The organism is Cupriavidus sp. FW305-3-2-15-C-LB2 (assembly GCF_058787575.1).
The window spans coordinates 53,159-78,097 of record NZ_JBYSZW010000028.1 but is presented as its reverse complement, the minus strand read 5'-3'; the positions used below and the strand labels follow the sequence as shown (position 1 = coordinate 78,097).

At 68.2% G+C, this 24,939-nt stretch carries 23 protein-coding genes and 1 pseudogene; 9 read left to right on the top strand and 15 right to left on the bottom strand.

Annotated features, from left to right (window positions below; all coding sequences use genetic code 11):
- The first annotated feature begins 2 nt into the window (after positions 1-2).
- Positions 3-3,824, top strand: a complete 3,822-nt coding sequence (tssM, locus tag AC3WRR_RS20395) for a type VI secretion system membrane subunit TssM (protein WP_492297952.1) — start codon at positions 3-5, stop codon at positions 3,822-3,824.
- Positions 3,803-4,540, top strand: a complete 738-nt coding sequence (locus tag AC3WRR_RS20390; protein WP_492297950.1) for a TagF domain-containing protein — start codon at positions 3,803-3,805, stop codon at positions 4,538-4,540. The genes tssM and AC3WRR_RS20390 overlap by 22 nt, the downstream gene beginning before the upstream one ends.
- A 46-nt stretch (positions 4,541-4,586) precedes the next feature.
- On the opposite strand, the gene AC3WRR_RS20385 is transcribed toward AC3WRR_RS20390, so the two are convergent.
- The 3 genes from AC3WRR_RS20385 to AC3WRR_RS20375 are packed head-to-tail and all read right to left on the bottom strand — an operon-like array spanning position 4,587 to position 7,936.
- On the bottom strand, positions 4,587-5,282 hold the full coding sequence (locus tag AC3WRR_RS20385; RefSeq protein ID WP_010811523.1) for a transglycosylase domain-containing protein: 696 nt from the start codon (positions 5,280-5,282) through the stop codon (positions 4,587-4,589).
- A gap of 58 nt (positions 5,283-5,340) precedes the next feature.
- On the bottom strand, positions 5,341-6,390 hold the full coding sequence (locus AC3WRR_RS20380) for an Ldh family oxidoreductase (RefSeq protein ID WP_011614641.1): 1,050 nt from the start codon (positions 6,388-6,390) through the stop codon (positions 5,341-5,343).
- A gap of 13 nt (positions 6,391-6,403) precedes the next feature.
- Positions 6,404-7,936, bottom strand: a complete 1,533-nt coding sequence (locus AC3WRR_RS20375; RefSeq protein ID WP_492297948.1) for a DASS family sodium-coupled anion symporter — start codon at positions 7,934-7,936, stop codon at positions 6,404-6,406.
- A gap of 434 nt (positions 7,937-8,370) precedes the next feature.
- Here AC3WRR_RS20375 and AC3WRR_RS20370 point away from each other — a divergent pair, with 434 nt between their 5' ends.
- Together AC3WRR_RS20370 and AC3WRR_RS20365 are read left to right on the top strand one after the other, a co-directional pair.
- A complete protein-coding gene (locus AC3WRR_RS20370) occupies positions 8,371-8,616 on the top strand; it encodes a hypothetical protein (RefSeq protein ID WP_010811526.1) in 246 nt (81 codons plus the stop codon).
- A gap of 50 nt (positions 8,617-8,666) precedes the next feature.
- Positions 8,667-9,488 (top strand): tyrosine-protein phosphatase, encoded by an 822-nt coding sequence (locus AC3WRR_RS20365; protein WP_439671309.1) that lies wholly within the window; start codon positions 8,667-8,669, stop codon positions 9,486-9,488.
- A gap of 1 nt (position 9,489) precedes the next feature.
- On the opposite strand, the gene AC3WRR_RS20360 is transcribed toward AC3WRR_RS20365, so the two are convergent.
- A complete protein-coding gene (locus AC3WRR_RS20360) occupies positions 9,490-10,725 on the bottom strand; it encodes an acetate/propionate family kinase (RefSeq protein WP_454749302.1) in 1,236 nt (411 codons plus the stop codon).
- 47 nt (positions 10,726-10,772) lie between these two features.
- Positions 10,773-10,967, bottom strand: a pseudogene (locus tag AC3WRR_RS20355) (phosphate acetyltransferase); the annotation flags it as partial.
- A gap of 280 nt (positions 10,968-11,247) precedes the next feature.
- Between AC3WRR_RS20355 and AC3WRR_RS20350 the strand changes: the two are divergent.
- From AC3WRR_RS20350 to AC3WRR_RS20335, 4 genes are all read left to right on the top strand, one after another.
- The gene (locus tag AC3WRR_RS20350) at positions 11,248-13,500 is read left to right on the top strand and encodes a DUF3141 domain-containing protein (protein WP_058696996.1); all 2,253 of its coding nucleotides are present in this window, start codon (positions 11,248-11,250) and stop codon (positions 13,498-13,500) included.
- A 128-nt stretch (positions 13,501-13,628) separates the two neighbouring features.
- Complete coding sequence (locus AC3WRR_RS20345; RefSeq protein WP_010811530.1) at positions 13,629-14,423, top strand: TOBE domain-containing protein; 795 nt, start codon at positions 13,629-13,631, stop codon at positions 14,421-14,423.
- A gap of 96 nt (positions 14,424-14,519) precedes the next feature.
- Positions 14,520-15,119 (top strand): LysE/ArgO family amino acid transporter, encoded by a 600-nt coding sequence (locus tag AC3WRR_RS20340; RefSeq protein WP_062804604.1) that lies wholly within the window; start codon positions 14,520-14,522, stop codon positions 15,117-15,119.
- 18 nt (positions 15,120-15,137) lie between these two features.
- Positions 15,138-15,677, top strand: a complete 540-nt coding sequence (locus tag AC3WRR_RS20335; protein ID WP_492297945.1) for a class IV adenylate cyclase — start codon at positions 15,138-15,140, stop codon at positions 15,675-15,677.
- On the opposite strand, the gene AC3WRR_RS20330 is transcribed toward AC3WRR_RS20335, so the two are convergent.
- The 5 genes from AC3WRR_RS20330 to AC3WRR_RS20310 form a co-directional block, all read right to left on the bottom strand.
- Positions 15,647-16,369, bottom strand: coding sequence for an ATP-binding cassette domain-containing protein (locus AC3WRR_RS20330; RefSeq protein ID WP_010811533.1), 723 nt, complete (start codon positions 16,367-16,369; stop codon positions 15,647-15,649). The genes AC3WRR_RS20335 and AC3WRR_RS20330 overlap by 31 nt on opposite strands.
- A 13-nt stretch (positions 16,370-16,382) precedes the next feature.
- On the bottom strand, positions 16,383-17,093 hold the full coding sequence (modB, locus tag AC3WRR_RS20325; protein WP_010811534.1) for a molybdate ABC transporter permease subunit: 711 nt from the start codon (positions 17,091-17,093) through the stop codon (positions 16,383-16,385).
- An 18-nt stretch (positions 17,094-17,111) separates the two neighbouring features.
- Positions 17,112-17,885 carry a molybdate ABC transporter substrate-binding protein gene (gene modA, locus AC3WRR_RS20320; protein ID WP_010811535.1) on the bottom strand — a complete coding sequence of 258 codons (774 nt, stop codon included), beginning with the start codon at positions 17,883-17,885 and terminating at the stop codon, positions 17,112-17,114.
- A 210-nt stretch (positions 17,886-18,095) separates the two neighbouring features.
- Positions 18,096-18,290, bottom strand: a complete 195-nt coding sequence (locus tag AC3WRR_RS20315) for a DUF1059 domain-containing protein (protein ID WP_010811536.1) — start codon at positions 18,288-18,290, stop codon at positions 18,096-18,098.
- A gap of 71 nt (positions 18,291-18,361) precedes the next feature.
- Positions 18,362-19,303: a 2-hydroxyacid dehydrogenase gene (locus tag AC3WRR_RS20310; protein WP_010811537.1), complete on the bottom strand. Its 942-nt coding sequence runs from the start codon at positions 19,301-19,303 to the stop codon at positions 18,362-18,364.
- Positions 19,304-19,481: 178 nt separating this feature from the next.
- On the opposite strand from AC3WRR_RS20310, the gene AC3WRR_RS20305 reads away from it, so the two are divergent.
- The gene (locus AC3WRR_RS20305; protein ID WP_176844232.1) at positions 19,482-20,042 is read left to right on the top strand and encodes a nucleoside 2-deoxyribosyltransferase; all 561 of its coding nucleotides are present in this window, start codon (positions 19,482-19,484) and stop codon (positions 20,040-20,042) included.
- On the opposite strand, the gene AC3WRR_RS20300 is transcribed toward AC3WRR_RS20305, so the two are convergent.
- Genes AC3WRR_RS20300 through AC3WRR_RS20280 form a run of 5 tightly spaced genes read right to left on the bottom strand, consistent with a single transcriptional unit; the run spans position 20,039 to position 24,878 of the window.
- A complete protein-coding gene (locus tag AC3WRR_RS20300; protein WP_492294060.1) occupies positions 20,039-20,644 on the bottom strand; it encodes a PqiC family protein in 606 nt (201 codons plus the stop codon). The two genes, AC3WRR_RS20305 and AC3WRR_RS20300, sit on opposite strands and share 4 nt — an antisense overlap.
- Positions 20,641-22,296, bottom strand: coding sequence for a PqiB family protein (locus tag AC3WRR_RS20295; protein WP_010811540.1), 1,656 nt, complete (start codon positions 22,294-22,296; stop codon positions 20,641-20,643). Before AC3WRR_RS20295 ends, AC3WRR_RS20300 begins: the two co-directional genes overlap by 4 nt.
- Positions 22,283-23,035: a paraquat-inducible protein A gene (locus AC3WRR_RS20290; protein WP_439668593.1), complete on the bottom strand. Its 753-nt coding sequence runs from the start codon at positions 23,033-23,035 to the stop codon at positions 22,283-22,285. The genes AC3WRR_RS20295 and AC3WRR_RS20290 overlap by 14 nt, the downstream gene beginning before the upstream one ends.
- Positions 23,032-23,721, bottom strand: coding sequence for a paraquat-inducible protein A (locus tag AC3WRR_RS20285; protein ID WP_492297942.1), 690 nt, complete (start codon positions 23,719-23,721; stop codon positions 23,032-23,034). Before AC3WRR_RS20285 ends, AC3WRR_RS20290 begins: the two co-directional genes overlap by 4 nt.
- Positions 23,721-24,878 carry an AI-2E family transporter gene (locus AC3WRR_RS20280; RefSeq protein ID WP_010811543.1) on the bottom strand — a complete coding sequence of 386 codons (1,158 nt, stop codon included), beginning with the start codon at positions 24,876-24,878 and terminating at the stop codon, positions 23,721-23,723. Before AC3WRR_RS20280 ends, AC3WRR_RS20285 begins: the two co-directional genes overlap by 1 nt.
- Between the last annotated feature and the right edge of the window lie 61 nt (positions 24,879-24,939).

Below are 24,939 nucleotides of genomic sequence, written 5' to 3'. Positions count from 1 at the left end.
GCATGGAATTTCTGAAACGTATCGGCGCTGTGCTGTTCTCCCGGCAGACGCTCGCGCTCATTGCCGTGCTCATGGTTGCGGCAGCTATCTGGTTCATCGGGCCGCTGCTCGGGTTCAGTGGCATGCATCCGCTGGCGGGCATCGGCGCGCGCGTCACGCTCATGGTGCTGTTGCTGGCAACGACGCTGTTCTGGTTGCTTGGCTGGCCGGTCTCCACGACAGGCCTCGCCGCGCTGTGTCTGCTGATCTGGCATGCGGGGCCGTTGCTTGCGATTGGCGCCAGCCATCCGCTGGAGTCGAGCTCAGTCCGCATTCTGCTGATCGCGGCGATTGTGCTCGTGTTCGTCGTCTATGTGTTGTACCTGCTTTGGCAGCGCGCACGCACGGACAAGACTTTTGTCGAGAGCCTGCTGAACTTTGGCGGGAAGCGCGAGGAGGTTGTGGCCAAGGATGAAATCGCCAGGCTGAACACGGCGATTCAGACTGCCCTGCGGCAACTCAAGGGCATGCGTAGCGGCAGCCGGGTCGGTCGCCTGTTCGAAGGCCGCCGCTACCTCTATGAACTGCCCTGGTACATGATGGTTGGCGTGCCGGGGGCCGGCAAGACGACGGCGTTGCTGAACGCCGGACTGCAATTCCCTATCGCGGGTCAGATGAGTGCGGCGGCTCGCGCACGGGATGGCACCGAGCAGGCAGATTGGTGGTTCACCAATGAGGCGGTTCTGATCGACACGGCAGGCCGCTATACGGCGCAGGAAGCGGGTTCGGCGATCGACCCGGCAGAATGGAAGGGATTCCTCGGCCTGCTGCGAAAATATCGCGCTCGCGCCCCGATCAACGGCGCGCTGGTGACGATCAGCGTGGAGGACCTGCTTCGGCACTCCAAAGAGGAGCGGGTGATCGAAGCGGCCAGGATTCGGGCGCGCCTGGCCGAACTGCGCGAGGAACTGGGCATCCAGTTTCCTGTCTACGTGCTGGTGACCAAGGTCGATCAGCTTGCCGGCTTCACGGACTATTGCCAGTACCTGACCAGCGAAGGCCGTGCCCAGCCTTTGGGGTTCACCTTTCCGGTTGCGGGAAAGCGGCGGCGGGGACAGCCAGCAATCGATGTTGTTGCGCAGTGCCGTGAGGAGATGTGGGCGCTGGTGGAGCGGCTGGAAGCCGGGCAGGTCGGACGGCTGTATGAGGAGTTCGATCTGGCCCGACGCCGGGCGCTCTACGCGCTGAGCGACGAGTTCGCGAGCGTGACGGAGCCGCTTGTCGCGATGCTGGAGCAGGTATTCCTTGACTCGCGCTATGACGACACCGAGCGGAATTCCATGTTGCGCGGCGTGTATTTCACCAGTGCGGCGCAAACCGGGGAAGCGATCGTCGCGGATGCGAGCACCGTGATCCGGCGGGTGCGTGGCAACGGGAAGTCTGGCGCCCAGGACGCCGCCGTCGCGGAAAAGTCAACCGGCAACCGCAGCTACTTCCTGCAGGACGTCTTCAAGCGCATCATCGTGCCCGAGGCGCACCTGGTGAAGCCGAACCTGCGCTGGGAGTTCCGCTTCCGCCTGTTGCGCCTGTTTGGCCATGCGCTGGTGCTGGTCATTTCCCTGTGGCTAGCCGGAGCGCTCTATACGAGCTTTGGCGACAATCGCAGCTATCTGGCGGTGGTGCAGGAGAAAGCCAAGGCGCTGGCCGCCACGGTAACGGCGTTTTACAAGAAGCCGCAGCCTGATGCGATGCCGGAGGTGTTGGGAGCGGCCCGCGACCTGCCTGCCTACGCCGGCCTGGATCTGGTCAATCCTTCTGCTGATTGGCGCTACGGCCTGTACAGCGTGGTGCCGGTGCTGGGCGCCGCGACCTTGACCCATACCAGGTTGCAGGACAACCTGCTGGTGCCGTACCTGGTGCGCCGGGTCGAAGCGGTGCTGTCAACGGCGGTCAGTCAGCGCGACGCCAAGCAGGCCTACGACACGCTGCGGGTCTACCTGATGCTGCATGACAAGGACAAGTTCAACGCATCCGACGTGCGTAGCTGGGTGCGCAGCGACTGGGCGACGGGCAACGGGGCGGATGCCTTTGGTGGCCGCGTGGCGGTGCTGGAGCATCTGGACAGCCTGCTCGATGGCAGCCGGCCGGTCTTGTCGCCCTACGCAAAGAACGAGGCACTGATCCGCTCGGCGCGCGATTTCCTGGACAGCGATACCTCGGTCGAACGCCTGTATGACCGCGCCAAGGCGGCCATGATGGAAGAGGCACCGCAGGATTTCACGCTGGTGCGCGCGGTCGGTCCCCAGGCCGGCACGGTCTTTACCCGGGCCAGCGGCGAGCCGCTGGAGCGCGGTATTCCGGGGCTTTTTACCTATGCCGGCTACCACGACCTGTTCAATGTCCGTTTGCCGGAGTTTGTCGCCAGGGCGCAGGCGGTCGACATATGGGTGATGGGGCGTGGAACAGGGCCTGGCGCTCAAAAAAAAACGGCTGACAATGCCGTCGGCCGGCTCACGGGCAATGATCCGCTCACGCGCGAGATCCGGCGCCTTTACCTGAGCGAATATGCCCGGAACTGGGAGAAGTTTCTGGGTGACATCCGGACCGTGACGGGAAGCAACCTGGCCTTTGACCTGGAGATCCTGCGCAACTTTGCCGCGCCGGATTCACCGCTTGCCCGGCTGGGCAGGGCCGCGGTGCAAGAAACGACGCTCAGCCGCACGCTCGAGCCCGAGGAAAAGTCCCTTGCGGAGAAGGCGTTGTCAGCGCTGGACAAGAAGGCCGACAAAGCCAGCGCACTGAGCGTGCGTGCCGAGGCCCGTCAGGAACGCGAGCTGGTCGATAACCGCTTCGCCGCGCTGCGCGAAGTGGTTACCGGCCAGGCCGACGCGGCGGCGCCAGGCGCGCGGGACACCGCCGGCAAGCCGCAACTGGATACGATTGCCGGCATCGTCAATGCTTACTACACCAGTCTGGTAGTGGCCAATAACGCGCTGAGCACCCGGAACCTGCCGCCGCCCGCGGATGCAGGCGAGCAGTTGCGCATGGAGGCGGCGAAGCTGCCGGCGCCCTTCAAGGCGGTGCTGACCGACCTGGTCGTGCAGGGCGCCAGGGACGTCAACAAGGGTGTTGGCGATATCCTGATTGCGCAGATGGACGCCGTCATCGGCGAGAGCTGCCGCGGCGCCATCGACGGCAAGTATCCGTTCACGCCGACGTCGATGCAGGACGTGGACCCGGAAGACTTTGCACGCGTCTTCGCCGCGGGCGGAGTGTTGGACGACTTTTTCCAGAAGGTGTTGGCGCCGCACGTGGATACCACCATCTCGCCTTGGCGCTACAAGCTGACCGCCCCCGACGTGCCGCCCGTGGCTGGCCCGAGTCTGGTGCCGTTCCAGCGCGCCAGGGAAATCCGGGAAGTGTTCTTCCGGGATCCGGGAGCGAAGAAGATGGCCTGGAAGGTCGACCTGAAGGTGGTGGAACTCGATCCCGAAATCGTCGAGCTGAACATGGACTTCGACGGACAGAGCCAGCGTTACGTGCACGGTCCGGTCATCCCGCTCAAGGTGACCTGGCCGGGACCGCGGGGCGGGCAAGGGGCCGAGATCACTGCCAGCCCCCGGATTCGTCCGGATACCTCGACGCTGGCCGCCAACGGCCCGTGGGCCCTGATGCGGGTGATTGCCAAGGGCAGGCTCGCCGGCTCCGCTAGCGCCAGCCACTTCATGGCCGAATATGACTTCGACGGCCGCAGGGCGAAGCTCGATATCAATACCGGCAGCCTCGCCAACCCCTGGACCACCGGGCTGCTGCAGGGCTTCCAGTGTCCCGGGAGATCCGGGTGATCACGGCGCCGTCGATTTTCGGCAAGCTGCCAGCGCTGGGAGACTTTGTCCGCCACAATGCGCCGCTGGACCAGGTGCAGGCGTGGCGGAGCTGGTTCGATCATCGGGACGACGAACTCCTGGCGAGGGCGGCGTCGCATTCCGCGGGCGGCGGCGTCCGGCATTGGCTGCACCTGACCCCGCCCAGTCTCTCGGTTCAGTCCCGCTTGCGCCCGTCTGAACCATGCCTCTTCATCCTGCGGCCGTGCGGCCTGCAGTTTCCCAGCGAAAGCAGCTACCTGCTCGGTGTCTTGGCTGCATCGCATGACCGGGTTGGGCGCCGCTATCCGCTGGTGGTCTGGCAGGCCGCGAGCGCGCAATGGGCCGGTCATATCCTTGCCGCGCCCGCACAGTGGCTTACCGATTTGGTGCAAATCGTGCACGGCCACACACACACGGCGGACCGCACCGGCCTGGCCGCGGCGGTCGATGCCCTCTGGGCCCGCCATCGGCCAGGCTGGCGTGAGCGTGCCCAGCGTTCGCTCAGGCGGCTGGCCGATGCATCCCGGCCTGGCGCTTCAGGCGACGGCGTTATCGGGCCAAAGTCAACGCGAGACGACTGGCCCCCGGGCCTGTTGCGCGATGGCAGCCTTGGCAGCGTTTGGCAGTCCGCTGCCCACTGCGCTATCGAGATTGACGGCGTTGCTTCCATTCGCCGAATCGTGGCCGGACTCTGATCCTTCCTCCAGGGGGGAATTTTCTGCCAGCGCCATTACCGACGGCTTACCTCAGCCTCAACGGCTCCAGCAATGCCCCGTCATACTCTCCTCGCGAGATCCGTCCAAGCTCCAGCATCCGCTGCAGGATATAAACCTGCCGCTGCCGCGCCCGCCTCGGATTCGCCACCGGATTATTAGCCGACGGCGCCTTGGGGAGCCCGGCAAGCATCGCACACTCAGCCAGCGTCAACTGATCCAGCCGCTTGCCAAAGTAAGTCCGCGCCGCATCGGCAAAGCCGTACGCCCCCTGGCCCAGGTAGATCTTGTTCATGTACAACTCCAGGATCTCGTCCTTGGTCAGCGCCTTTTCAATCCGGTATGAAAGCAGCACCTCGTACAGCTTGCGGGTATAGGTCTTGTCCCGCGACAGGTAGAAATTGCGTGCCACCTGCATGGTGATGGTCGATGCCCCCTGCGACAGCTCGTCCGACAGGTTGGCAACGCCGGCACGGACGACGCCGATGTAGTCGATGCCGTCATGCACGTAGAAGCGCTCATCCTCGATCGCCACCACGGCGCCGGTCAGCTCGCGCGGGATCTTGCCGATGGGCACGTAGTCGGGCGTATGGCGGAAGGCGGTGAGGGCGTCGAGCGACGGCAGTTGCCGGTTGGCGGCCAGGATGGCGATGGCAGCCAGCAGCGCGCCGCCGATCACGGCGAGCACCAGCAGCTTGATGAAGGCGGACCAGAGTCTTTTCATGGCACGTATTGTGCCAGCCGTGTGCGGCAGGGTGCGAGTCCCGCCGCAGGCGGCACCTTCAGGCCGTGGGGACGGCCACGTTGAGCGACTGCGCCAGGCGCTCAAGATTGCGCCAGATGGCCGGGTTGATGTTTAGCGTGTCGCTGGCCTGCGCCCGGTTGGCGGCCTCGTACTCGCCGGGGTACTGCACGCGGTCGACGCCCGGCGCCGGCGGTGTGTCGTGCAGGTAGCGCACGAACGCCTCGACCTCGGCGCTCTGCCAGTCCAGGCCCAGGTCCAGCGCGGGATTGAGCAGCACCGCGAACAGGTTGTTGGTGGCCACGCCGCCGCGCGGATTGTCTGGCTGGATGGTACCGCCGCCGGACAGCACGCCCGCCAGCAGCTCGGCCACAACGCCCAGTGCGTAGCCCTTGTGGCCGCCAAAGGGCAGCAGCGCGCCGGGGTGTTCGCCGAACATGGTTGACGCGTCGGTGGTGGGGTTGCCGTCGGCGCCGATGATGCTGCCTTCGGGCGCCGGCTCGCCTTTCTCGGCCAGCACACGGGCCTTGTTGATGGCAATCGCGCTGGTGGCGATGTCCACCACCAGAGGCGGCCGCCCGTTGGGCATCGGGCCGGCGAAACACAGCGGGTTGGTGGTGAGCCGCGCCACGCGGCCGCCGAACGGCGCCACCACCGGCGCGCGGTTGATCACGTTGGTGAAGCTCAGCAGCACAAAGCCGGCGGCGGCCGCCATCTCGCCGTAGTGGCCCATGCGGCCGAGATGGTGCGAGCGGCGCAGAGTGACGATGCAGTGGCCATGCTGGCGCACGCGCTCGATCGCTGCTTGCATCACGGACTTGCCCACGTGCTGGCCGAAGCCGCCGTCGCCGTCGAACACCATCAGCGTGCCCTGGTCCAGCACGCATTTGGCGCGGCCTTGCGGGTTGACGCTGTGGCCGTCGAGGGCGGTGCGGTAGTTGGGCAGGATCGACAGGCCGTGGCTGATATAGCCGCAGCGGTCGGATTCGACCAGGTGCTCGGCCACGTCGTCAGCGATGTCGGCGGGCACCTGCTGCGCGGCGAGGATGTCGCGGGCAAGCTGGCGGGCGCTGGTGAGGGAGATCTTCATGGTTCGTACCTCCTCAGACCCAGCCCAGCCAGCGCCAGTAGGTGGCTGCGAACAGCAGCATCATGGCGTAGCCGATGATCGTCACGGGGATGCCGATGCGCGCGAACTGGCGGCCGTTGAAGGTTTCCGTGCCCAGGCACACCATGTTCTGCGGCGCGTTGATCGGCAGGATAAAGCCGAAGCTGACGGTAAAGCCCAGCAGCATGGTCATGCCCACGCGGTTGATGTCGCCGGGCAGTGTCTGCAGCACCGCGATCAGGATCGGCAGCAGTGCCGCGGTCAGCGCGGTGGCGCTGGCAAAGCCCAGGTGGATCAGGATCAGGAAGGCCGACAGGATCGCAAACACCAGCAGCGCGCCGTGCGCCGCCAGTCCGGAATGCGTGACCACGAACTGCCCCAGCCACTGGCCGGCGTTGGTGGACAGCAGCGCCGTGCCCAGGCTGATGCCGACGCCGAACACGATCAGCGTGCCCCACGGCGTGCGTTGCTGCATGGTCTTCCAGTCCATCACGCCGATGCGCGGCATCATCAGGATCACCAGGCCGACGAAGGTCACGGTGGCGGTATCGAAGCTGTGCAGCTTGCCTTCGGTGGCCCAGAACAGCAGCAGGCCCAGCGATACCGCGGCCAGCCGCTTCTGCGGCGCGCTCATGGGGCCGAGGGCCGACAGCTCGCGCTGCACGGCTTCCTTGCCGCCGGGGATGGCGTCGGTTTCGGCGGGCAGCAGCAAGCGCACCAGGAAATACAGCACCACCGACATTGCGATGGCCCATGGCGCGCCCGCGATCAGCCATTGCAGCCAGGTGATGCGCTCGCCCAGCAGCTTGTCCATGAAGCCCACCGTCAGCAGGTTCTGCGCCGCGGCGGTCTGGATGCCGACGTTCCAGATGCTGGTGGCCTGCGCCACCGTGATCATGATGCCGGCGGCGATGTTGGACTTCTTGTCGACGCCGAACGCTGCAATCACGCCCATCATGATCGGCACCACGCAGGCACTGCGCGCGGTGGCGCTGGGCACCACCAGGCTCAGCGCGATGGTGACGGCGATCGTGCCGATCAGGATGCGGCGCGTGCTGGTGCCAATGGCAGACAGCGTCACCAGCGCGATGCGCCGGTCCAGCCCGGTCACGGTCATCGCCGCGGAGATGAACAGCGCCGCGGCGACCAGTGCCAGCGCGGTGTTGGAGAACCCCGCCAGCGCCATGCCGAGCGCCTTCGAGGTGCCGTACTGCACCGAGGGGTCGTTGACGGTCGGCGCAAAGCCGATCAGCCCCGCCATCAGCGAGGTGATCATGATGGCGCTGGTCTCATATGACACCGCCTCGGTGATCCACACCACGATGGCGAAGGCGAGGATCGCCAGCATGCGCTGGCCGGCGACGGTCAGTCCCTCGGGCTGCGGGATCGCCAGCACCACCAGCAGCGCAGCAACGGCGGCGAACAGGCCCCAGTGCAGCGTGAGTTTCGGCGCCGGCACGACAGCCTGTGCAGCCGCGGCGGAAGGGGCGGAAGGGGCGGAAGGGGGGGAGGCGGAAGTATCTGTCATTGCCGGCATCCTTTGGGTTGGTGATCCTGCTCGGTACCCGGGTGCACCTGGCTCGGACGGCTCTCGGCAGACAGTGCGGCGCGCCGGCGCTGGCACAGCGCGGCCGGCAGGACAGGCAGGTGTCGGTCGCGAGACGGCATCCGTGTGCGGTGTGCCCGGAGCGGCCTCGCTGCTGGCGTGGCCGCCGCGTTCGACATGATAGGAATTTTCCGACCGGCAGCCGGCCCTGTCGAGGGCGATTCCAAGCTATTTCCGCCCGCCATGAGCAAGATCAAGTCCACGTGTGATCAATGGATACCCGCGCCGCCGCAGGCGTCATACCAGTGAGAAGCTCGCCACATAAGGTCTGGCGGCGGTGTGTGCGCAAGCGCGCCACCATGACCCCGGCCGGGTGATGCATGAGTGGGAGTGATCTGAAATAATTGGAGCCGACCATGAAGGTTTTAGTACGTGGACTGAAAGCAGGCCTGGACGCGGCGGCACTGCGCGAGGCGCTGGCGCGGTATGCGAAGATCCGTTCGGTGGAACTGGTGGAAGCGGGCGACCCGAAGCACCCGTGGGCGTGGGTCGATATCGATGCCAGTGCGCTGACGGTGTGGAAGCTGGTGGCGCGGCTGGACCGGCGCTATATCGCCGGCTGCCACCTGCGCTGGCATGTGCCGGCGTACCGCGCGCGCTGAAGCGCCGGCACAGCATCGGCCTGCATCGCAAGGACAATCAGGAAAGAACAATGATCAAGTGGCTTCAACGCGCAGGATGCCTGTCCGCCCATGCCGTCGTGCCGCAGGCTCCGGCCGCGGCCAGCGTGCAGGGCCGGCATGACCTGGCATTCGACACCATCAGCAATGCGCGCGACCTGGGCGGCCTGGCCGGCGCGGGCGGACGCCGCGTGCGCCAGGGGCGCCTGTACCGCAGCGGCAACCCCGCGCTGGCCAGCGCGGCGGACCTGGAGCGGCTGCAGACGCTCGGGCTCGACATGGTGGTGGATTTCCGTTCGCCCGGCGAGAAGTCGCCTGAAGAGGCCGCCTTCGGCCAGCGCTTCCACTGGGTGGCGGCGCCCGTGCTGGAGGGCAGCATGGCGATGGATGTGCTGATGCCGCGCCTGCGCGCCAGCACGCCGGCACAGATGGATGCCTTCATGCTGGAGGTCTACGGCGACTTCCCGGTGCGCTACCGCGAGGCCTTTGCCGGCTTCATGCGTACCGCGCAAGGCGGCAAGACGCTGCTGTTCCACTGCACCGCCGGCAAGGACCGCACCGGCTTTGCCGCACTGCTGTTGCTGGCGGCGCTGGGCGTGGCGCAGGACGATATCCTGGCCAACTACCTGGAGTCGAACCAGCGCAATGCGCAGTTCAACCAGACTGCGCTGGCGCGCATGGCCGGGCTTGGCGTGGCCCCCGCGGTGATGACGCCGCTGCTGGAAGTCCGCGCCAGCTATCTCGATGCGTCGATGCAGGCCATCGACGCGGGCTGGGGCAGCGTCGACAACTACCTGCGCGACGCGCTCGAAGTGGACGTCGCGCAGCTGCGCGGGCACTACCTGGCAGGCTGACTCAGAGCTGCCCGCATTCGCGCAGGATGCGGGCGGTGTTCAGCGCAATCATCCCTTCTTCATCGGTCGGCAGCACCAGCACCGGCACGCGGCTGTCGTCGCGGCTGACGCGCTGGCTGTTCTCGCCGTTGGCGCCACCGTCGAGCGCGATGCCGAACAGCCCCGCCAGGTGTTCGCAGATGCGTGCGCGCACCGGCGGCGAGTTGGCGCCGATGCCCGCGGTGAACACCAGCGCGTCAAGGCCGCCCAGCGTGGTGGCGAGCTTGCCGATCTCCTGCGCGGCGCGGTAGGCGTAGAAGTCCAGCGCCAGCCGCGCGCGCGGCGCATCGCTGGCCAGCAGCGCGCGCATGTCGCTGCTCACGCCTGACAGTCCCTTCAGCCCGGATTCCTGGTACAGCATCGTCTGGATCTCGGCCGGCTTCATGCCCTGCTGCGCCAGCCACAGCAGCGCGCCGGGATCGACCGAGCCGCAGCGCGTGCCCATGGGCAGGCCGTCGAGCGCGGTCAGGCCCATGGTGCTTTCCACGCTGCGGCCGTCGCGCATGGCGCACAGGCTGGCGCCGTTGCCCAGGTGGGCCACGATCACGCGGCCCTCGGCCAGGTCGGGCGCGACCTGGCGCAGCCGGCGCGCGATGTACTCGTACGACAGCCCGTGGAAGCCATAGCGCCGGATGCCGCGCTCGTAGTACGCGTAGGGCAGCGCCATCAGCTGCGCCAGCACGTCGTGGCCGGCATGGAAGGCGGTGTCGAAGCAGGCCACCTGCAGCAGGTCCGGCACAGCCTCGCGCACCGCGCGGATTGCAGTCAGGTTGTGCGGCTGGTGCAGCGGTGCCAGCGGCACCAGCGCTTCCAGCTTTGCGATCACCTCGTCGTCGATGCGCACGGCCTGCGCATAGTCGGCACCGCCATGCACCACGCGATGGCCGATCGCCACCGGCGGGTTGTCGCGCAGGCCCACGCTCAGTACCAGCCGCACCAGGCGGAAGGCGGCGTCGTGGTCGGCCACCTGGGCCTGCGGGAAGGTCTCGTCGGCGACCACGCGCCCGTCGGCCATGCGCGCGGTCAGGCGCGGCGCCACGCCGATGCCCTCGATCTGGCCGTGCGCGCTCAGCACCGGGTTGATGTCGGCATTGCCATGCGCGGCGTCGGGCACGGCGTAGACCGAGACCTTGACGCTGGATGAGCCGGCGTTGACAACGAGGATGACGGGATGCACGGCGGGATGGATGGCGGGCACGCTGGATGGACTCCCAAGTGGTTGCGCAAGGGCTGCACGGGCATGGCTCAGACCTGCGCCGCGGCTGCGGCGCTGCGGCGCGCATGGGCCAGCAGCACGGCAATGGCGCAGCTGCCGATGCGCGCGCGCACACTGTCGGCCCGGCTGGTGAGGATGATGGGAACGCGCGCGCCCAGCACGATGCCGGCGGCTTCGGCGCCGGCCAGGAAGGTCAGCTGCTTGGCCAGCATATTGCCCGCTTCCCTTGCGACAGGCGCCGCCCGGTGCGCAGCCCGCCGGCCGCGCGCGGGTGCGCGATTGCTGCGGTGCGCAAAGTGCCCTGCGCCAGTATAGGCGACGATTCTTTCCAGTCGATGACCGCGCGGCGCGCTAACAGTGTGGCATTGCGCGCAACCAGTCTCTGGGTTGCACCGCAGGGCAGCGGCTGGTACGCTTGGTTTTGTTGCAAAGCAACATGCGTCACTACGGCCGCGCCGCCAAGCGCGCGGATACGCCGGACGGGGCGCCAACCAGGGGAGTGGAATGACCGCACGCGAACGCGCCGACCTGCCGCGGGACAGCAGCGCCACCTCGACCGCTACCAGTCTGTCCGCGCACGCCAACCCGTTCGCGGCACTGGCACAGCCGGCGCTGGAATACGCCCTGGACGCCTGGCAGCGCACCGTGCTGCTGCTCGACATCCTGCGCCAGCGCGGCAACGAGTCCGCCGAGCATGAGCTTGAGGGCATGCCGCCCGTGCTGGTGTTCGAGCACGAACTGCTGGCCGATGGCCGCCAGCTGCCTGAACCCGCCAACTACGCGCTGCTGCGCATCGTGCCGCCGGCGGACAGCCCGACCGATCCCGCCCTGCGCCCCTTCGTGGTGATCGACCCGCGCGCAGGCCACGGCCCGGGCATCGGCGGTTTCAAGGCCGACAGCGAGATCGGCATCGCGCTGCGCACCGGTCATCCGTGCTATTTCATCACCTTCTTCTACGAGCCCTGCCCGGGCCAGACCATCGAATCGGTGGCGCGCGCCGAGGCTGCCTTCCTGCAGATCGTTGGCGAGCGCCACCCGGATGCACCGGGCAAGCCCTTCATCATCGGCAACTGCCAGGCCGGCTGGGCGCTGATGATGCTGGCCGCGGTGGCGCCGGAGCGCACCGGCCCGTTGCTGCTGGCCGGCGCGCCGCTGGCGTACTGGTCCGGCGTGCGCGGGCGCAACCCGATGCGCTACAGCGGCGGCCTGCTGGGCGGTTCGTGGCTGGCCTCGCTGATTGCTGACCTGGGCAATGGCCGCTTCGACGGCGCCTGGCTGGTGGAGAACTTCGAACAGCTCAATCCCGCCAATACACTGTGGGAGAAGCTCTACGACGTCTATGCGAAGGCCGACACCGAAGGCCCGCGCTTCCTCGACTTCGAGCGCTGGTGGGGTGGCCACTTCCTGATGAACCGCGCCGAGATCGACTGGATCGTGCAGAAGCTGTTCGTCGGCAACCGGCTCACCGCGGGCGAGGTGCGCAGCACCGACGGCAAGACCGTGGTGGACCTGCGCAACGTGCGCTCGCCGGTGATCATCTTTGCCTCCTGGGGGGACAACATTACGCCGCCGCAGCAGGCGCTGAACTGGATCCCGGACCTGTACGCGAGCGATGAAGAACTGGTCGCCAACGACCAGGTGATCGTCTACTGCCTGCACCCGACCGTGGGCCACCTCGGCATTTTTGTCTCCGCGGGCGTGGCCAACCGCGAGCACAGCGAACTGTTCTGCGCACTGGACCTGATCGACGTGCTGCCGCCGGGCCTGTACGAGGCGAAGATCGAAGACGTCGCGCCCGACCTGCGGCACCGCGACCTGGTCGAAGGGCGCTACCTGATGCGCTTCGAGCGCCGCGGCATTGCCGACATCCTGGCGCTGGACGACGGCCGCGACGACGAGCGCGCCTTCGAGGTGGTGCGGCGCGTGGCCGAGGTCAACCAGCATATCTACGACACCTTCGCCTCGCCGTGGGTACGCGCCATGTCCAACGAATTGAGCGCGCAGTGGCTGCGCGCGCTGCATCCCGCGCGGCTGGAGCGCGAGCTGGCGACCGACGTGAACCCATGGATGGCGTGGATCGGCGCGCTGGCGCCGCTGGTGCGCGAGCATCGCGCGCCGGTATCGGCGGACAATCCGCTGCTGACGCTGGAGCACGCGGCCTCGGCGCAGATCGTCAGCGCGCTCGACCAGTTCCGCGACCTGCGCGATGCCTGGTACGAGCGGGCCTTCGAGGCGATCTACGCTTCGCCGGCGATGGCGGCGCTGGTGGGGCTGCGCGCGCCGGCGCCGGTCAACCTGGAGTCGCCCGTGACTGTGGCGCTGCGCAAGGAGCTGGCCGCGCGCCGGCTGCATGATGCCGAGGCGGCGATCGGGCAGGGTGGCACGCTGGAGGCCTTTGTGCGCGTGCTGGCCTACGTTGCCGATCGCCCCAGCGCCATCGAGGAGCGGCCGTTCAACCTGCTGCGTCGTATCGCGCGCGAACAGCAGCAAGCCACCGGGCAATCCGGCGGCCAGGCCGACCTGGCCGCGTTCAAGACCGCGGTGCGCCAGCAGAGCTTTATCGTCAGGCTGGATCCGCAGCGCGCGATCCGGGCGCTGCCGGCACTGGTGCCGGACCGCGAGACCCGCCGCAAGCTGATGGTGGCGGCGCATCGCGTGATGACGGTCGGCGGCCCGCTGTCAGGCGAGCGGCTGGGGCGCTATCGCGAAGTCGCCGAAGTGATGGGGACGGGTCATCCGCGCGAGGTTGCCGACTAGTTGCCGACTCAGCCAAGGGGGATGAGGCCGCGCACCAGGACTGAGTGCGCCGGACCGATCCGCAATTCGGATTACCATAGCCGCGTCTCGGACTCCATTGCGGTGCCGGCCACCGGCACCCGACATCCATGCTTGAACTTCAGGGAGCCATCTGGTTCCGCTCCGGCTCGCAAGACTGGGGCGGCAAGGACCGCATCGCGCTGCTCGCCGCCATCGGCGAACACGGCTCGATCACCGCAGCCGCGCGCGCGGTCGGCATCAGCTACAAGGCCGCGTGGGACGCCATCGATGCCATGAACAACAGCGCGGGCGAGCCGCTGGTGGTGCGCGCCGCCGGGGGCAAGGGCGGCGGCGGCACGCACCTGACCGCGCGCGGCGAGCAACTGATCCGCACCTATCGTGCGCTGGAAGGCGAACACCAGCGCTTTGTCGCACAGCTGTCGCTCTTGGGCGAGGGGGCGGCCGACGATATCCACCTGATGAGGCGAATGATGATCAAGACCAGTGCACGCAACAAGCTGTTCGGGCGCGTGGCCAGCGTGCGCGGCGGCGCGGTCAATGACGAGGTCGTGCTGGAACTGCCCGGCGGGCAGCAGATCGTTGCCACCATCACGCATGAAAGCGTCGAGACGCTGGCCCTGGCCGAGGGCGCGGAGGCGTTTGCGCTGATCAAGGCATCTTCGGTGCTGGTGGGGCTGCCCGATCCGGGGATGCGGCTGTCGGCGCGCAACCAGCTGCCGGGCGTGGTGTCGCGCGTGATGCCGGGTGCGGTGAATGCCGAGGTGGTGATCGAACTCGACGGCGGCGGTACGGTTGCGGCGATCGTGACCAATGGCAGTGTGGAAGCGCTGGGGCTGCAGGTGGGGGTGGCTGCGCTGGCGGTGTTCAAGGCGTCAAGCGTGATCCTGGGTGTAGTGGCGTGAGGTAGTCCTGCGGCAGGAATGGGAAGATGGGCGGGCATGGCGGCTGCCCCCGGCGTGCAATAATAGCCACCCAAAAAAACAGCCGTTCCACATCCAATGCACGCCGCCCTGGCCGGCTTCTCCCTCGGTCTTTCCCTGATTCTTGCCATCGGTTCCCAGAATGCTTTCGTGCTGCGACAAGGGTTGCGGCGCGAGCATGTGTTCTGGGTCTGCCTGGTGTGCGCGCTTTCCGATGCGCTGCTGATCCTGCTGGGCGTTTCCGGCTTTGCCGTGATGATCCGCGAGCTGCCCTGGCTGGGTGCGGCGATGCGCTACGGCGGCGCGGCTTTCCTGATCTGGTATGGCGCGCGCAGCTTCCTGGCCGCGTGGCGCTCGAACGCGGTGCTGGATCCCAGCGACGCCGCGCCGCGGCCGCTTGGGGCCGCGCTGGCGGTGTGCCTGGCGTTCACCTGGCTCAATCCACATGTGTATCTCGATACGGTGATGCTGATCGGTTCGGTGTCGACGCAGTTCGCAGGGAACGCGCGCGAGTTCGCCGCGGGTGCCATGACCGCGTCGTTCCTGTTCTTCTTTTCGCTGGGCTATGGCGCGGCGCTGCTGCGGCCGGTGTTTGCGCGGTCGCGTGCGTGGCAGGTGCTGGAAGTGGTGATCGGCATCACCATGTGGGTGATTGCCGCGCGGCTGCTGCTGGGCTGATTGCAAGGAGACAGACGCATGCCAAGAAACGTCGAGATCAAGGCCCGCATTGACAGTATCGAAGCCGTGTTGCCGCATGCGGCAGCGCTGGCCGACAGCGGTCCCGAATACATCCGCCAGGACGATACCTTCTTCCCCTGTGCCAACGGCCGGCTCAAGCTGCGCGAGTTTGCGCCCGACCGCGGCGAGCTGATCTTCTATGCGCGTGCCGACGAGGCGGGGCCGAAGGAGAGCTTCTATATCCTGTCGCCGACGCGATCGCCGGATACCCTGCGCGCGGCACTGGCCGCGGCGCATGGCGAGGGCGGGCGGGTGCGCAAGCTGCGCACGCTGTACCTGGCTGGCCGCACGCGCGTGCACCTGGACCGGGTCGAGGACCTTGGCGATTTCCTGGAATTGGAAGTGGTGCTTGCCGAAGACGAGCGCCTGGAGAACGGCGTGGCCGAAGCCCACGCATTGCTGGCGCGGCTGGGCATTCCCGCGTCCAACCTGATTGAAGGCGCCTACGTCGACCTGCTGCGCGCGGCTCAGGCCACGCGCGCCGACACCGGCGCGTAGACCGGCGGATGGTGGCGGCTGGTGCCGCTGCCGAAGATGCGGCCCTCGCGGATTTCCAGCACGTGGTCGCCCAGCGCCTCGACATCGGCGGGATCGTGCGAGATCACCAGCATCGGCACATCCAGGCTGGCCTGCAGCGTGCGCAACTCCGCGCGCATGCGCGCGCGCAGCGCGGGGTCGAGCGCGGAGAAGGGTTCATCCAGCAAGACGATGTCGGGCTGCGCCACCAGCGCGCGCGCCAGTGCCACGCGCTGCTTCTGGCCGCCGGAGATCTCCGCCGGGTAGTTGCCGACGATGTCGGCCAGGCCGAAGGCGTCGATCCAGCGCTGCGCTTCCGGATGCACGGCGCCGCGGCGCGGGTTGCGCCAGCCGCGCGACAGGCCGAAAGCGATGTTCTGGCCCACGGTCAGGTGCGGGAACAGCGCGTATTCCTGGAACAGGTAGGCCACCCGGCGCTCTTGCGGGCGCACGTCGATGCCGGCGTCGGCATCGAACAGCGTGCGGCCGTTCAGCACGATGCGGCCGCTGTCCGGTGCCAGCAGGCCGGCGATGGCGCGCAGCGTCAGGCTCTTGCCGGCGCCCGAGGGTCCGAATAGCGCAATGCGCCGGCTGGTCGAATCGAAATCGATATCCAGTGCAAAGTGGCGGTCGGCCGAGACCATCTGCTTGCGGATGCTGACGTGCATGCTCATGGCGGGTCCCGGCTTAGCGGATGCGCGGGCGCAGGCGCCGGCGTTCATAGAGTTCAGCGGGATTGCGCGCGGCGGCCGGCACCAGGCGCCCGGCGACCACCAGCAGCAGCACGCAGGTGACGGAGGTCACCAGCACCAGCAGGTTGGCGGTGTTGTCGTCGCCGGCCTGCACCGCCTCATAGATGGCGACTGACAGCGTTTGCGTGCGTCCGGGCAGGTTGCCGGCGATCATCAGCGTGGCGCCGAATTCGCCCAGCGCGCGGGCAAAGGCCAGCAGCACGCCGGCGATGATGCCGCGCGCGGCCAGCGGCAGCGTGACGCGGAAGAAGATGCCGGCTTCGGGCACGCCCAGCACGCGGGCGGCGTTTTCCAGCTGATGGTCCACGCCTTCAAAGGCGGCGCGCGCTGACTTGAGCACCAGCGGGAAGGCGACGATGGTGGAGGCCAGCACCGCGCCCTGCCAGGTGAAGACCAGTTCGATGCCCAGGCGCGCCAGCCACTCACCGAAGACGCCACGGCGCCCGACCAGCACCAGCAGGTAATAGCCGAGCACCGTGGGCGGCAGCACCAGCGGCAGCGTCAGCACCGCATCGACCACGTCACGCAGCGGCGAGCGCCAGCGCGCCAGCGCCCAGGCCGCGCCGACGCCGAGCACGGCATTCAGCGCGGTGGCCCAGCCGGCCACCTTCAGCGACAGCAGCAGCGGTACCCAGACGGCGTCCATGGTGCGCGCAGCGTTCCGTCAGGGCTTCTGGAAGCCGAAACGCGACAGGATGGCCTGGCCTTCCGGCGAGGCGACGTAGTCGACGAACTGCGCCGCTTCCTTCTGCTGGCGCGTCTGGCCGGTGATGGCGATGGGGTAGGTCACCGGCGTGCGGCTTGGCACGCGCACGGCCACCTTGACCTTGTCCGGCATCACCGCGGCGTCGGTGGCAAAGACGAAGCCGGCCTGGACTTCGCCGCGCGCGACGTAGTCCAGGCTCTGGCGCACGTTCTGCGCCGGCACGCCCTTGGCGGCCACGGCGTCCCACAGCCCGGCCGCTTCCAGCGCGCCGCGGGTGTAGCGGCCCACCGGCACCGAGGCCGGGTTGCCGTAGGCGATGCGCTTCACTTCCGGGCGGGTCAGGTCCTGCAGCGAGGCGATGGCCAGCTTGCTGTCCGCGGGCACGATCAGCACCACCTGGTTGGCGGCGAAGTTGCGGCGCGAGGCCGGCGCGATCACCTTCTCGGCCTCGGCCTTGTTCATTGCCTCCTGGTCGGCCGAGGCAAACACGTCGGCCGGCGCGCCCTTGATGATCTGCTGCATCAGCACGTCGGACGCGCCGAAGTTCAGCACCACGTGCGTGCCGGGATGGGCGCGCTCGAACGACTCGGCCAGCGACTTGAAGGCATTGGTCAGGCTGGATGCCGCGGACACCACCAGGTCGGCGGCAAAGGCAGGCGGCGCGGCCAGCGCCAGCGTGGCGACGCAAGCGGCCAGCAGGAACCCGCGGCGGCAGGAACGGAGGGCAGACATCGGAATCCTCGGGAATCGGCCAGCCGGCATGTGTGGCAAGGCCTGTGCGGGTGGACTGTCACGCGCAATATACGTCTGTATATAGCGCTACGTCAATGATGCGCCATGACGGCCGTCATGGGTATTCGACGTGGCTTAAGTGCTGTATCAGGGACTGCGAATGAGCCCCAGTGGTGGGAGCCGGCGCCCCCGGCGCCAGCCGTGCCGGTTTCACGCCGGCGGCATGCCATCCTTGAACAATGACTTCAACTGGGTGCGCAACTCAGGGGTGTCCTGATGCTGGTGCACCGCTACCGCGTGCTGGACCGCGGCTTCGAGCAGTTCGTCTTCGCTGTCGGCGCTCATTGCCACCGTGCAGTGGGTGTCGCTCGGGAACTCGCGGCAATCGATAAACTTGCGTGCCATGATGCCTCCTGACGCCGGCCCGCAGAGTGGGCTGGAGCCGGTGCATCCAGTATAGGCACGGCGGTAGCCGTCTACAGCACTGGCGTCAGCACTCTGCCGTCAGCCAGGAATGCATCCAGGTTCTGCAGCGTCAGCGCGGTCATGGCGGCGCGCGTTTCATGCGTGCCGCTGGCCATGTGCGGCGCCAGCACGACATTGTCCAGTGCCATCAGTGCGGGCGGCACGTTGGGCTCGTCCTGGAACACATCCAGGCCGGCGCCGCCCAGGCGCCCGTCAACCAGAGCCTCGACCATTGCCGCCTCGTCGATCACGCTGCCGCGCGACACATTGACCAGGATGCCCCTGGGCCCGAGGGCGTCGATGACCTCGCGCGATACCAGCCCGGCCGTCGACGGCCCGCCGACGGTGGCCACCACGAGGAAGTCGGCCCATGTCGCCAGCGCCTTCAGGTCCGGCTCGAAGCGCCACGGCGCGCCCTCGCGCGGGCGGCGGTTGTTGTAGGCGATCTCCATGTCGAAGCCCTGCGCGCGGCGCGCCACGATCTCGCCGATGCGGCCCAGCCCGAGGATGCCGAGCTTCTTGCCCGACACGCGCGTGGTCAGCGGGAAGCTGCCCTGCGGCCAGCGCCCGGCGCGCACGAAGCGGTCGCCATGGGCGATGCCGCGCGCCGCGTCCAGCAGCAGCCCGAAGGCCAGGTCGGCAACGCAGTCGTTGAGCACGTCGGGTGTGTTGCTGACCTGGATGCCGCGCGCGCGGGCCGCATCCAGCGCGATCGCGTCATAGCCCACGCCGAAGCTGACGATGGCTTCCAGGCGCGGCAGCGCATCGATCAGCGCCGCGCTGCAGCCGTGGCGCGCCGAGGTCACCACCACGCGCACCTGCTGGCCCTCGCTGCGCGCCCACGCGATCGGATCGGCCTGCTGCCACAGCGCGGCGGCGCCGTAGTGTTGCTGCAGGGTGGCATTGGTCCGCGGCGCGAGCGGGCCGACCTGGAGGATCTGGGGAGCAGGCATGGGATGCGGGATGCAAGGAGGGGACGGGCAATGGTAGCGCAAGGGGCCCCTCATGCGCAGGGAGCTGGCAAAGCGTGCGCGCGCAAGTTGCGCGATGTTCATGCAGGCCGGTGGTATCGCGCCCGCGGGCGGCGGGTTATGCTGCGATCCTGATCCCTGTTGCCCCACTTCACGTGCCATGAAAACCATCTACCTGGCTGGCTTCGACGTCTTTCGCAAGGATGCGCGCGCCTGGGGCGAGCACCTCAAGTCGCTGTGCGCGGCGCACGGCTTCAGCGGCCTGTATCCGCTCGACAAATCCGCGCCCGATGGCCTGTCGGGCGCCGACACCGCGCGCTGGATCTATGACGCCAATCTTGCGCTGCTGCGGCGCGCCGACATGGTGATGGCCAACCTCGACGATTTCCGCGGACCGGGCGAGCCGGATTCCGGCACCGCGTTCGAGGTGGGCTTTGCGGTGGCGCTGCAGAAGCCGGTCTGGGCCTACAGCGCGGATGCGGGCACGCTGCGCGAGCGCGTCACCGTGGCCACCGACGAGGATGGTGCGCCGCTGGATGCGCGCGGCTTCGTGGTGGAGGATTTCGGGCTGGGCAAGAACCTGATGCTGGCGTGTTCGGCGAAGCTGGTGCAGGGTGGGGCGGCCGAGTGCCTGGCGGCGATGGCCGAGGCGATTCACCGGCGCGCGGCTGAAGCGGCCGCGCGCCGCGAGCGCGACGCGGCCGCGTGGGGCGACGACTAGCGCTGCAGCGACAGCACCCCGGCCGCGATATCGGCCGCCGTGGTGGCGACGATCTCGCGGTACGCCGCCACGACGCCATCGACCGCGCCGGGCGCCGGCAGCTCTGCCTGGGTGCGGCCGCTGACCACCTTGCCGTCAGGCAGCCGCCGCACGGTCCAGTTGATGGTGGCGCCGGCACGCTGGCCCACGTCGGCATCCAGGCGCAGCACTTCCGTGGTGATCCGGTACAGCGGCTGCACGTCGGACATCCCCTGCTGGTAGGTGTCGACCGCGCCCAGCGTGGCCTGCAGGCGCTGCGACAGCGCGTCGCGCAGCTCGTCGGGCAGCGGCGCGGACCAGCGCGCCAGGTCCAGCAGGCGCAGGCCGGCGTCGCCGCCATCGCGCACCACCAGTTGCGGGCGGTTGAGCCGCTCCGGCACGCGCACCGGCGCGACTTCCAGCCATAGCGTGTTGGTCGATGCCGGCGTCGTCGTGGCCGGCAGCGGCGCGGCCGCGCCCTGCGCCAGCGTGTAGTAGCGCGGCTCGGGCGAGGCGCACCCGGCCAGCACGGCCGCGGTCAGCGCGCCGGCGAGGAGGCTGGTGATAGAAAGGCGCTTCATCATTCTTGCTCCGGCTTGCCGCGCAGCAGCGCTTCAGGGTGGCGTTCAAGGTAATCGGTCAGCGTGCGCAGCGACGTGGCGGTGCGCGTCAGCTCCTGCAGCATGCGGCGCGTGTCCTGCTGCAGCGGCGCGTCCGAGGCCAGCGTGCCGTTGGCCGCCGTCAGCGTCTTGCGCGCATCCTGCAGCGCGGCCAGCACCTGCGGCGCAACGTCGCCGTTGAGCTGCTGCACCAGCTTGTCGGCGGTTGCCAGTGTCCTGTTCAGGCTGGCCACCGTGGTGCGCAGGTCCTGGCCGATCTGGTCGAACGGCACCTTGTCGATGCGGTTGACGATATCGCCCACCTGCGCCTGCAGCTGGTCGAAGGTGCCAGGCGTGGTGGCGAATTCCGGGATCGGCGCGTCCAGGTCGACCTTGGCCGGCGGTGCCTTCGGGAAGAAGTCGAGCGCCACGTAGAGCTGGCCGGTGAGCAGGTTGCCGGTGCGCAGCTGCGCGCGCATGCCACGCTGCAGCAGCCCCTGGATGATCTTGCGCGCGCGCTCGCGGTCTTCGACATCGCGTTCGCGGAAGCCCATGCGCGACGGGTACAGCTCCACCACCACGGGCATGCGGAACGCTTTCTTGTCGCGCTGGTACTCGATGCCGATCGAACGCACCTGGCCCACGATTACACCGCGGAAATCCACCGGTGCACCCGGCGACAGCCCGCGCACGGACTGGTCGAAATTGAGCACCGCCAGCGTGGGCGCCAGTTCTTCCGGCTCCTTCATCGCCTCGGCCTGGTCGTTGGCCAGCAGGAACTGCGTGTTCTCGGCTGCGGCGTCGGTGGCGGTGGTGTGGTCCGGCGCCTGGAAGGCGACGCCGCCCAGCAGCACCGTCACCAGTGACTGCGTCGACAGCTTGAGCCCGCCGGCATCGAGCTTCAGGTCGACGCCGCTGGCATGCCAGAAGCGCGTGTCGGCGGTGACCAGCTTGTCATAGGGTTTGTTGACGAACACGCGCAGCGTGAGGTCGCGCCCGTTGGGGTCGAGCTGGTAGGCCACCACCTGGCCCACCAGCACGCGCCGGTAGTAGACCGGCGAGCCGATATCGAGCGAGCCCAGCTCGGAGGCGCGCAGCACGAACTGCTTGCCGGAGGCATCGGTGGTCACCACCGGCGGCACTTCCAGCCCCTTGAAGTCGCGCGCGGATTCATTCGACTTGCCCGCGTCCACGCCGATATAGGCGCCCGACAGCAGCGTCTCCAGCCCGGACACGCCGCTGGCCGCAAAGCGCGGGCGCACCACCCAGAAGCGGGTGTCGGCCACGGCGAAGTTCTCGGCGTCCTTGGTCAGGTCGATCGACGCCACCACATGCGAGCGGTCGCGTGCCAGCCGCACCGACTTGACCAGCCCGATGTCGACGTCCTTGTAGCGCACCGCCGTCTTGCCGGGCGTCAGGCCCTCGGCGGTGCGGAAGGTGACCGTGATCTCCGGCCCGCGCGAGGTCAGCGTATGCACCAGCAGCGAGATGCCGACCACCGCGGCGACGATCGGGATCAGCCAGACCAGCGACGGCAGCCAGCGCGCGCGGCGCCGGCGTTCTGGCCGCGGCAGGCCCGGTGGTGCCGGCGGGGGCGAACCCGAGGGTGTGGAGGCTTGGTTGTCAGTGTCGGGCATTGTTGTCTTCCAGCGAATCCCACAGCAGGCGCGGATCGAAGCTGAGCGAGGCCAGCATGGTCATGACCACGACCGCGCCGAAGGCCATGGCGCCGCCGCCTGGGATGATGGTGGCCAGCGCCCCGGCCCGCACCAGCGAGGCCAGCAGCGCCACCACGAAAATATCGAGCATCGACCAGCGGCCGATCACCTCCACCAGCCCGTACAGCCGGGTCTGCTGCCGGATCCGCCAGGTCGAGCGGAAATGCACGGACAGCAGCAGGAAGGTGAGGATCACCATCTTCAGCAGCGGCACGATGATGCTGGCGATCAGCACCAGCCCGGCCAGCATGTGCGAGCCGGACAGCCACAGGTAGATCACGCCGGACAGGATGGTGTCCTGCTGCGTGCCGAGGATGGACTGGGTCACCATTACCGGCAGCACGTTGGCGGGAATATAGAGGATAAAGGCGGCCAGCAGGAAAGCCCAGGTGCGCGCCAGGCTGTCGGGCTTGCGATGGTGCAGGGTGGCGCCGCAGCGCGGGCAGGGCTCGCCCTCCAGTGTGCGCGGGCTGACCAGGTCGCAGGCGTGGCACGACAGCAGGCCCAGCCGGCTGGCGGTCGGGACCTGCGGCAGCGGGCTGCGCTCGTCGTCGTCGGTGAGTTCGGCCACCACCTCGCGCGCCAGCTGGCGCGGGCGGGCCAGGCGGCCGCCTGGCTGGCGGGGACGCTGCGTCGGCGGTTGCGGCTGGTCCGTCATCGGCCTTCCTCGCCCGCGGCCGCGGCGTTGTCATCGGGTGTTTCCAGATGGCGCCACAGGTCGCGCGGATCGAACGACAACATCGCCGCCAGCACGATCACCAGCGCCGCGAACGACCACAGCGCGATGCCGGGCAGCACGCGCGCCATGCTGGACAGCTTCACCAGCGTGACCAGCACGCCGATCATGAAGACTTCGATCATGCCCCAGGGCCGGGTCTGGCGGATGCCGCGCACGATGCGGTCGAAGCCGGCGGGCATGCGGTGCTGCGCCATCGGCACCAGCAGATAGGCCATCATCAGCATTTCGGACAGAGGAAAAAGGATGGTGGTGGCGAACACCAGTGCCGCCACCAGCCCCATCTTGTCGGTGTACAGGGCCTGCACGGCGCCCAGCAGCGTGGTCTGGGTGCGGACCCCCTGCAGGTCCATCTCGACGATCGGGTAGGCGTTTGAGACCAGGAACAGGATCAGCGCGGTGATCACCAGCGGCAGCAGCCGTTGATACTGGCGGCGGCTTTCGCGGTAGAGCTGGCCGCCGCAGCGCAGGCACAGCGCGCGCTCGCCGGGCGAGATCGGCGTGCGTTCGTAGACCGCGTCACAGTATTCGCATGCCACCAGCCGGTGCAGCATGGCCGGCGAGAGGTCCGGGGTGGCGGGCGCGCCGGGCGCGTCTTGTCCTGCCATCAGCCGGGGTGCTTGCCGGTCGTGGCCGGCGGGACGTCGGGGTTGTCGACCACGGCCGGCGCCGGCGGCGCGGCCGCCAGTGCCTCGCTCTGCTTCAGGTCTTGCTTTACCTCTGCCTGCGAGCCGATGGTCCAGTCGCGCAGCAGCGCATAGGCCACTGCCAGCAGCGTCGGGCCGATGAACACGCCCAGGAAGCCGAACGCCAGCGCGCCGCCGAGCACGCCCAGCATGATCCAGATCAGAGGCATGCCGGTGCCCTTGCTGATCAGCAGCGGCTTGACGATGTTGTCAGCCATGCTGACCACGCCCACGCCCCATACCACCAGGAAGATGGCCCAGCCGGTGGCGCCGGTGTGGTACAGCCACAGCGCGGCCGGCAGCCACACCAGCGGCGGGCCGACCGGGATCACCGACAGGAAGAAGGTCACGAAGCCAAGGATGGCAGCGCCCGGCACGCCCGCGATCCACAGGCCGATGCCGGCCAGAACGGCCTGGATGAAGGCCGTGCCCAGCACGCCGTAGACCACGCCCTTGACGGTGCTGCCGGCCAGCTCCAGCAGGTGGTCGGCGCGCTCGCCGGCGATGCGGTGCATGCCCGCGCGCAACCAGGCAATGGCAAGCTCGCCGCCGGTGTAGAAGAAGAACGCCAGGATGATCGACAGCGCCAGCTGGCCCAGCCCGGCGCCGATCGACAGCCCGGCGCCCAGCAGCATGTGGCCAACCGGGGCGATCAGCTTGCGCAGGTTGGCGACCATCTCGGAATCGGCATTGATGACGCTGTTCCAGGAGTTCTGCAGGTAGGAGCCGACATAGGGAAGGCTGCTCAGCCAGGCCGGCAGCTGCGGGATGCCGTGTTCCCTATAGCGGTCAACCAGCGCGGACAGCTCGTCCAGGTGCGCCGAGAAGCTGGCGCCGGCGTAGACGAACGGACCCAGCACCACCACGGTGGCCAGCAGCACGCAGATCAACGCTGCCAGGCTGCGCCGGTTGCCCAGCCAGCGCGACAGCACCGTGTAGGGGTACCACGAGCTGAAGGCCAGGATCGCGCCCCACAGCAGCGCGGTGGTGAACGGCGCGAGCACCAGCAGCGAGCCGCCGATCAGCACGATCAGTGCGAAGACGGCTGCGATCTTCTCAATTAACTGGCCGGAACTCATGGATGGATCTCCCTTGGTCCCGTCGGTGTGACGGGAACGGCGTAAATATAGCTTACGTTGG

Bases quoted from the DNA above. Each gene is read 5' to 3' on its own strand.
- tssM (WP_492297952.1), top strand. From the start codon at position 3: ATGGAATTTCTGAAACGTATCGGCGCTGTGCTGTTCTCCCGGCAGACG.
- AC3WRR_RS20290 (WP_439668593.1), bottom strand. From the start codon at position 23,035: ATGACGGACCAGCCGCAACCGCCGACGCAGCGTCCCCGCCAGCCAGGC.
- AC3WRR_RS20330 (WP_010811533.1), bottom strand. From the start codon at position 16,369: ATGAGCATGCACGTCAGCATCCGCAAGCAGATGGTCTCGGCCGACCGC.
- AC3WRR_RS20315 (WP_010811536.1), bottom strand. From the start codon at position 18,290: ATGGCACGCAAGTTTATCGATTGCCGCGAGTTCCCGAGCGACACCCAC.
- AC3WRR_RS20370 (WP_010811526.1), top strand. From the start codon at position 8,371: ATGAAGGTTTTAGTACGTGGACTGAAAGCAGGCCTGGACGCGGCGGCA.
- AC3WRR_RS20375 (WP_492297948.1), bottom strand. From the start codon at position 7,936: ATGACAGATACTTCCGCCTCCCCCCCTTCCGCCCCTTCCGCCCCTTCC.
- AC3WRR_RS20350 (WP_058696996.1), top strand. From the start codon at position 11,248: ATGACCGCACGCGAACGCGCCGACCTGCCGCGGGACAGCAGCGCCACC.
- AC3WRR_RS20365 (WP_439671309.1), top strand. From the start codon at position 8,667: ATGATCAAGTGGCTTCAACGCGCAGGATGCCTGTCCGCCCATGCCGTC.
- AC3WRR_RS20280 (WP_010811543.1), bottom strand. From the start codon at position 24,878: ATGAGTTCCGGCCAGTTAATTGAGAAGATCGCAGCCGTCTTCGCACTG.
- AC3WRR_RS20285 (WP_492297942.1), bottom strand. From the start codon at position 23,721: ATGGCAGGACAAGACGCGCCCGGCGCGCCCGCCACCCCGGACCTCTCG.
- AC3WRR_RS20340 (WP_062804604.1), top strand. From the start codon at position 14,520: ATGCACGCCGCCCTGGCCGGCTTCTCCCTCGGTCTTTCCCTGATTCTT.
- AC3WRR_RS20300 (WP_492294060.1), bottom strand. From the start codon at position 20,644: ATGATGAAGCGCCTTTCTATCACCAGCCTCCTCGCCGGCGCGCTGACC.
- AC3WRR_RS20380 (WP_011614641.1), bottom strand. From the start codon at position 6,390: ATGAAGATCTCCCTCACCAGCGCCCGCCAGCTTGCCCGCGACATCCTC.
- AC3WRR_RS20345 (WP_010811530.1), top strand. From the start codon at position 13,629: ATGCTTGAACTTCAGGGAGCCATCTGGTTCCGCTCCGGCTCGCAAGAC.
- AC3WRR_RS20310 (WP_010811537.1), bottom strand. From the start codon at position 19,303: ATGCCTGCTCCCCAGATCCTCCAGGTCGGCCCGCTCGCGCCGCGGACC.
- AC3WRR_RS20385 (WP_010811523.1), bottom strand. From the start codon at position 5,282: ATGAAAAGACTCTGGTCCGCCTTCATCAAGCTGCTGGTGCTCGCCGTG.
- modA (WP_010811535.1), bottom strand. From the start codon at position 17,885: ATGTCTGCCCTCCGTTCCTGCCGCCGCGGGTTCCTGCTGGCCGCTTGC.
- AC3WRR_RS20305 (WP_176844232.1), top strand. From the start codon at position 19,482: ATGAAAACCATCTACCTGGCTGGCTTCGACGTCTTTCGCAAGGATGCG.
- modB (WP_010811534.1), bottom strand. From the start codon at position 17,093: ATGGACGCCGTCTGGGTACCGCTGCTGCTGTCGCTGAAGGTGGCCGGC.
- AC3WRR_RS20335 (WP_492297945.1), top strand. From the start codon at position 15,138: ATGCCAAGAAACGTCGAGATCAAGGCCCGCATTGACAGTATCGAAGCC.
- AC3WRR_RS20295 (WP_010811540.1), bottom strand. From the start codon at position 22,296: ATGCCCGACACTGACAACCAAGCCTCCACACCCTCGGGTTCGCCCCCG.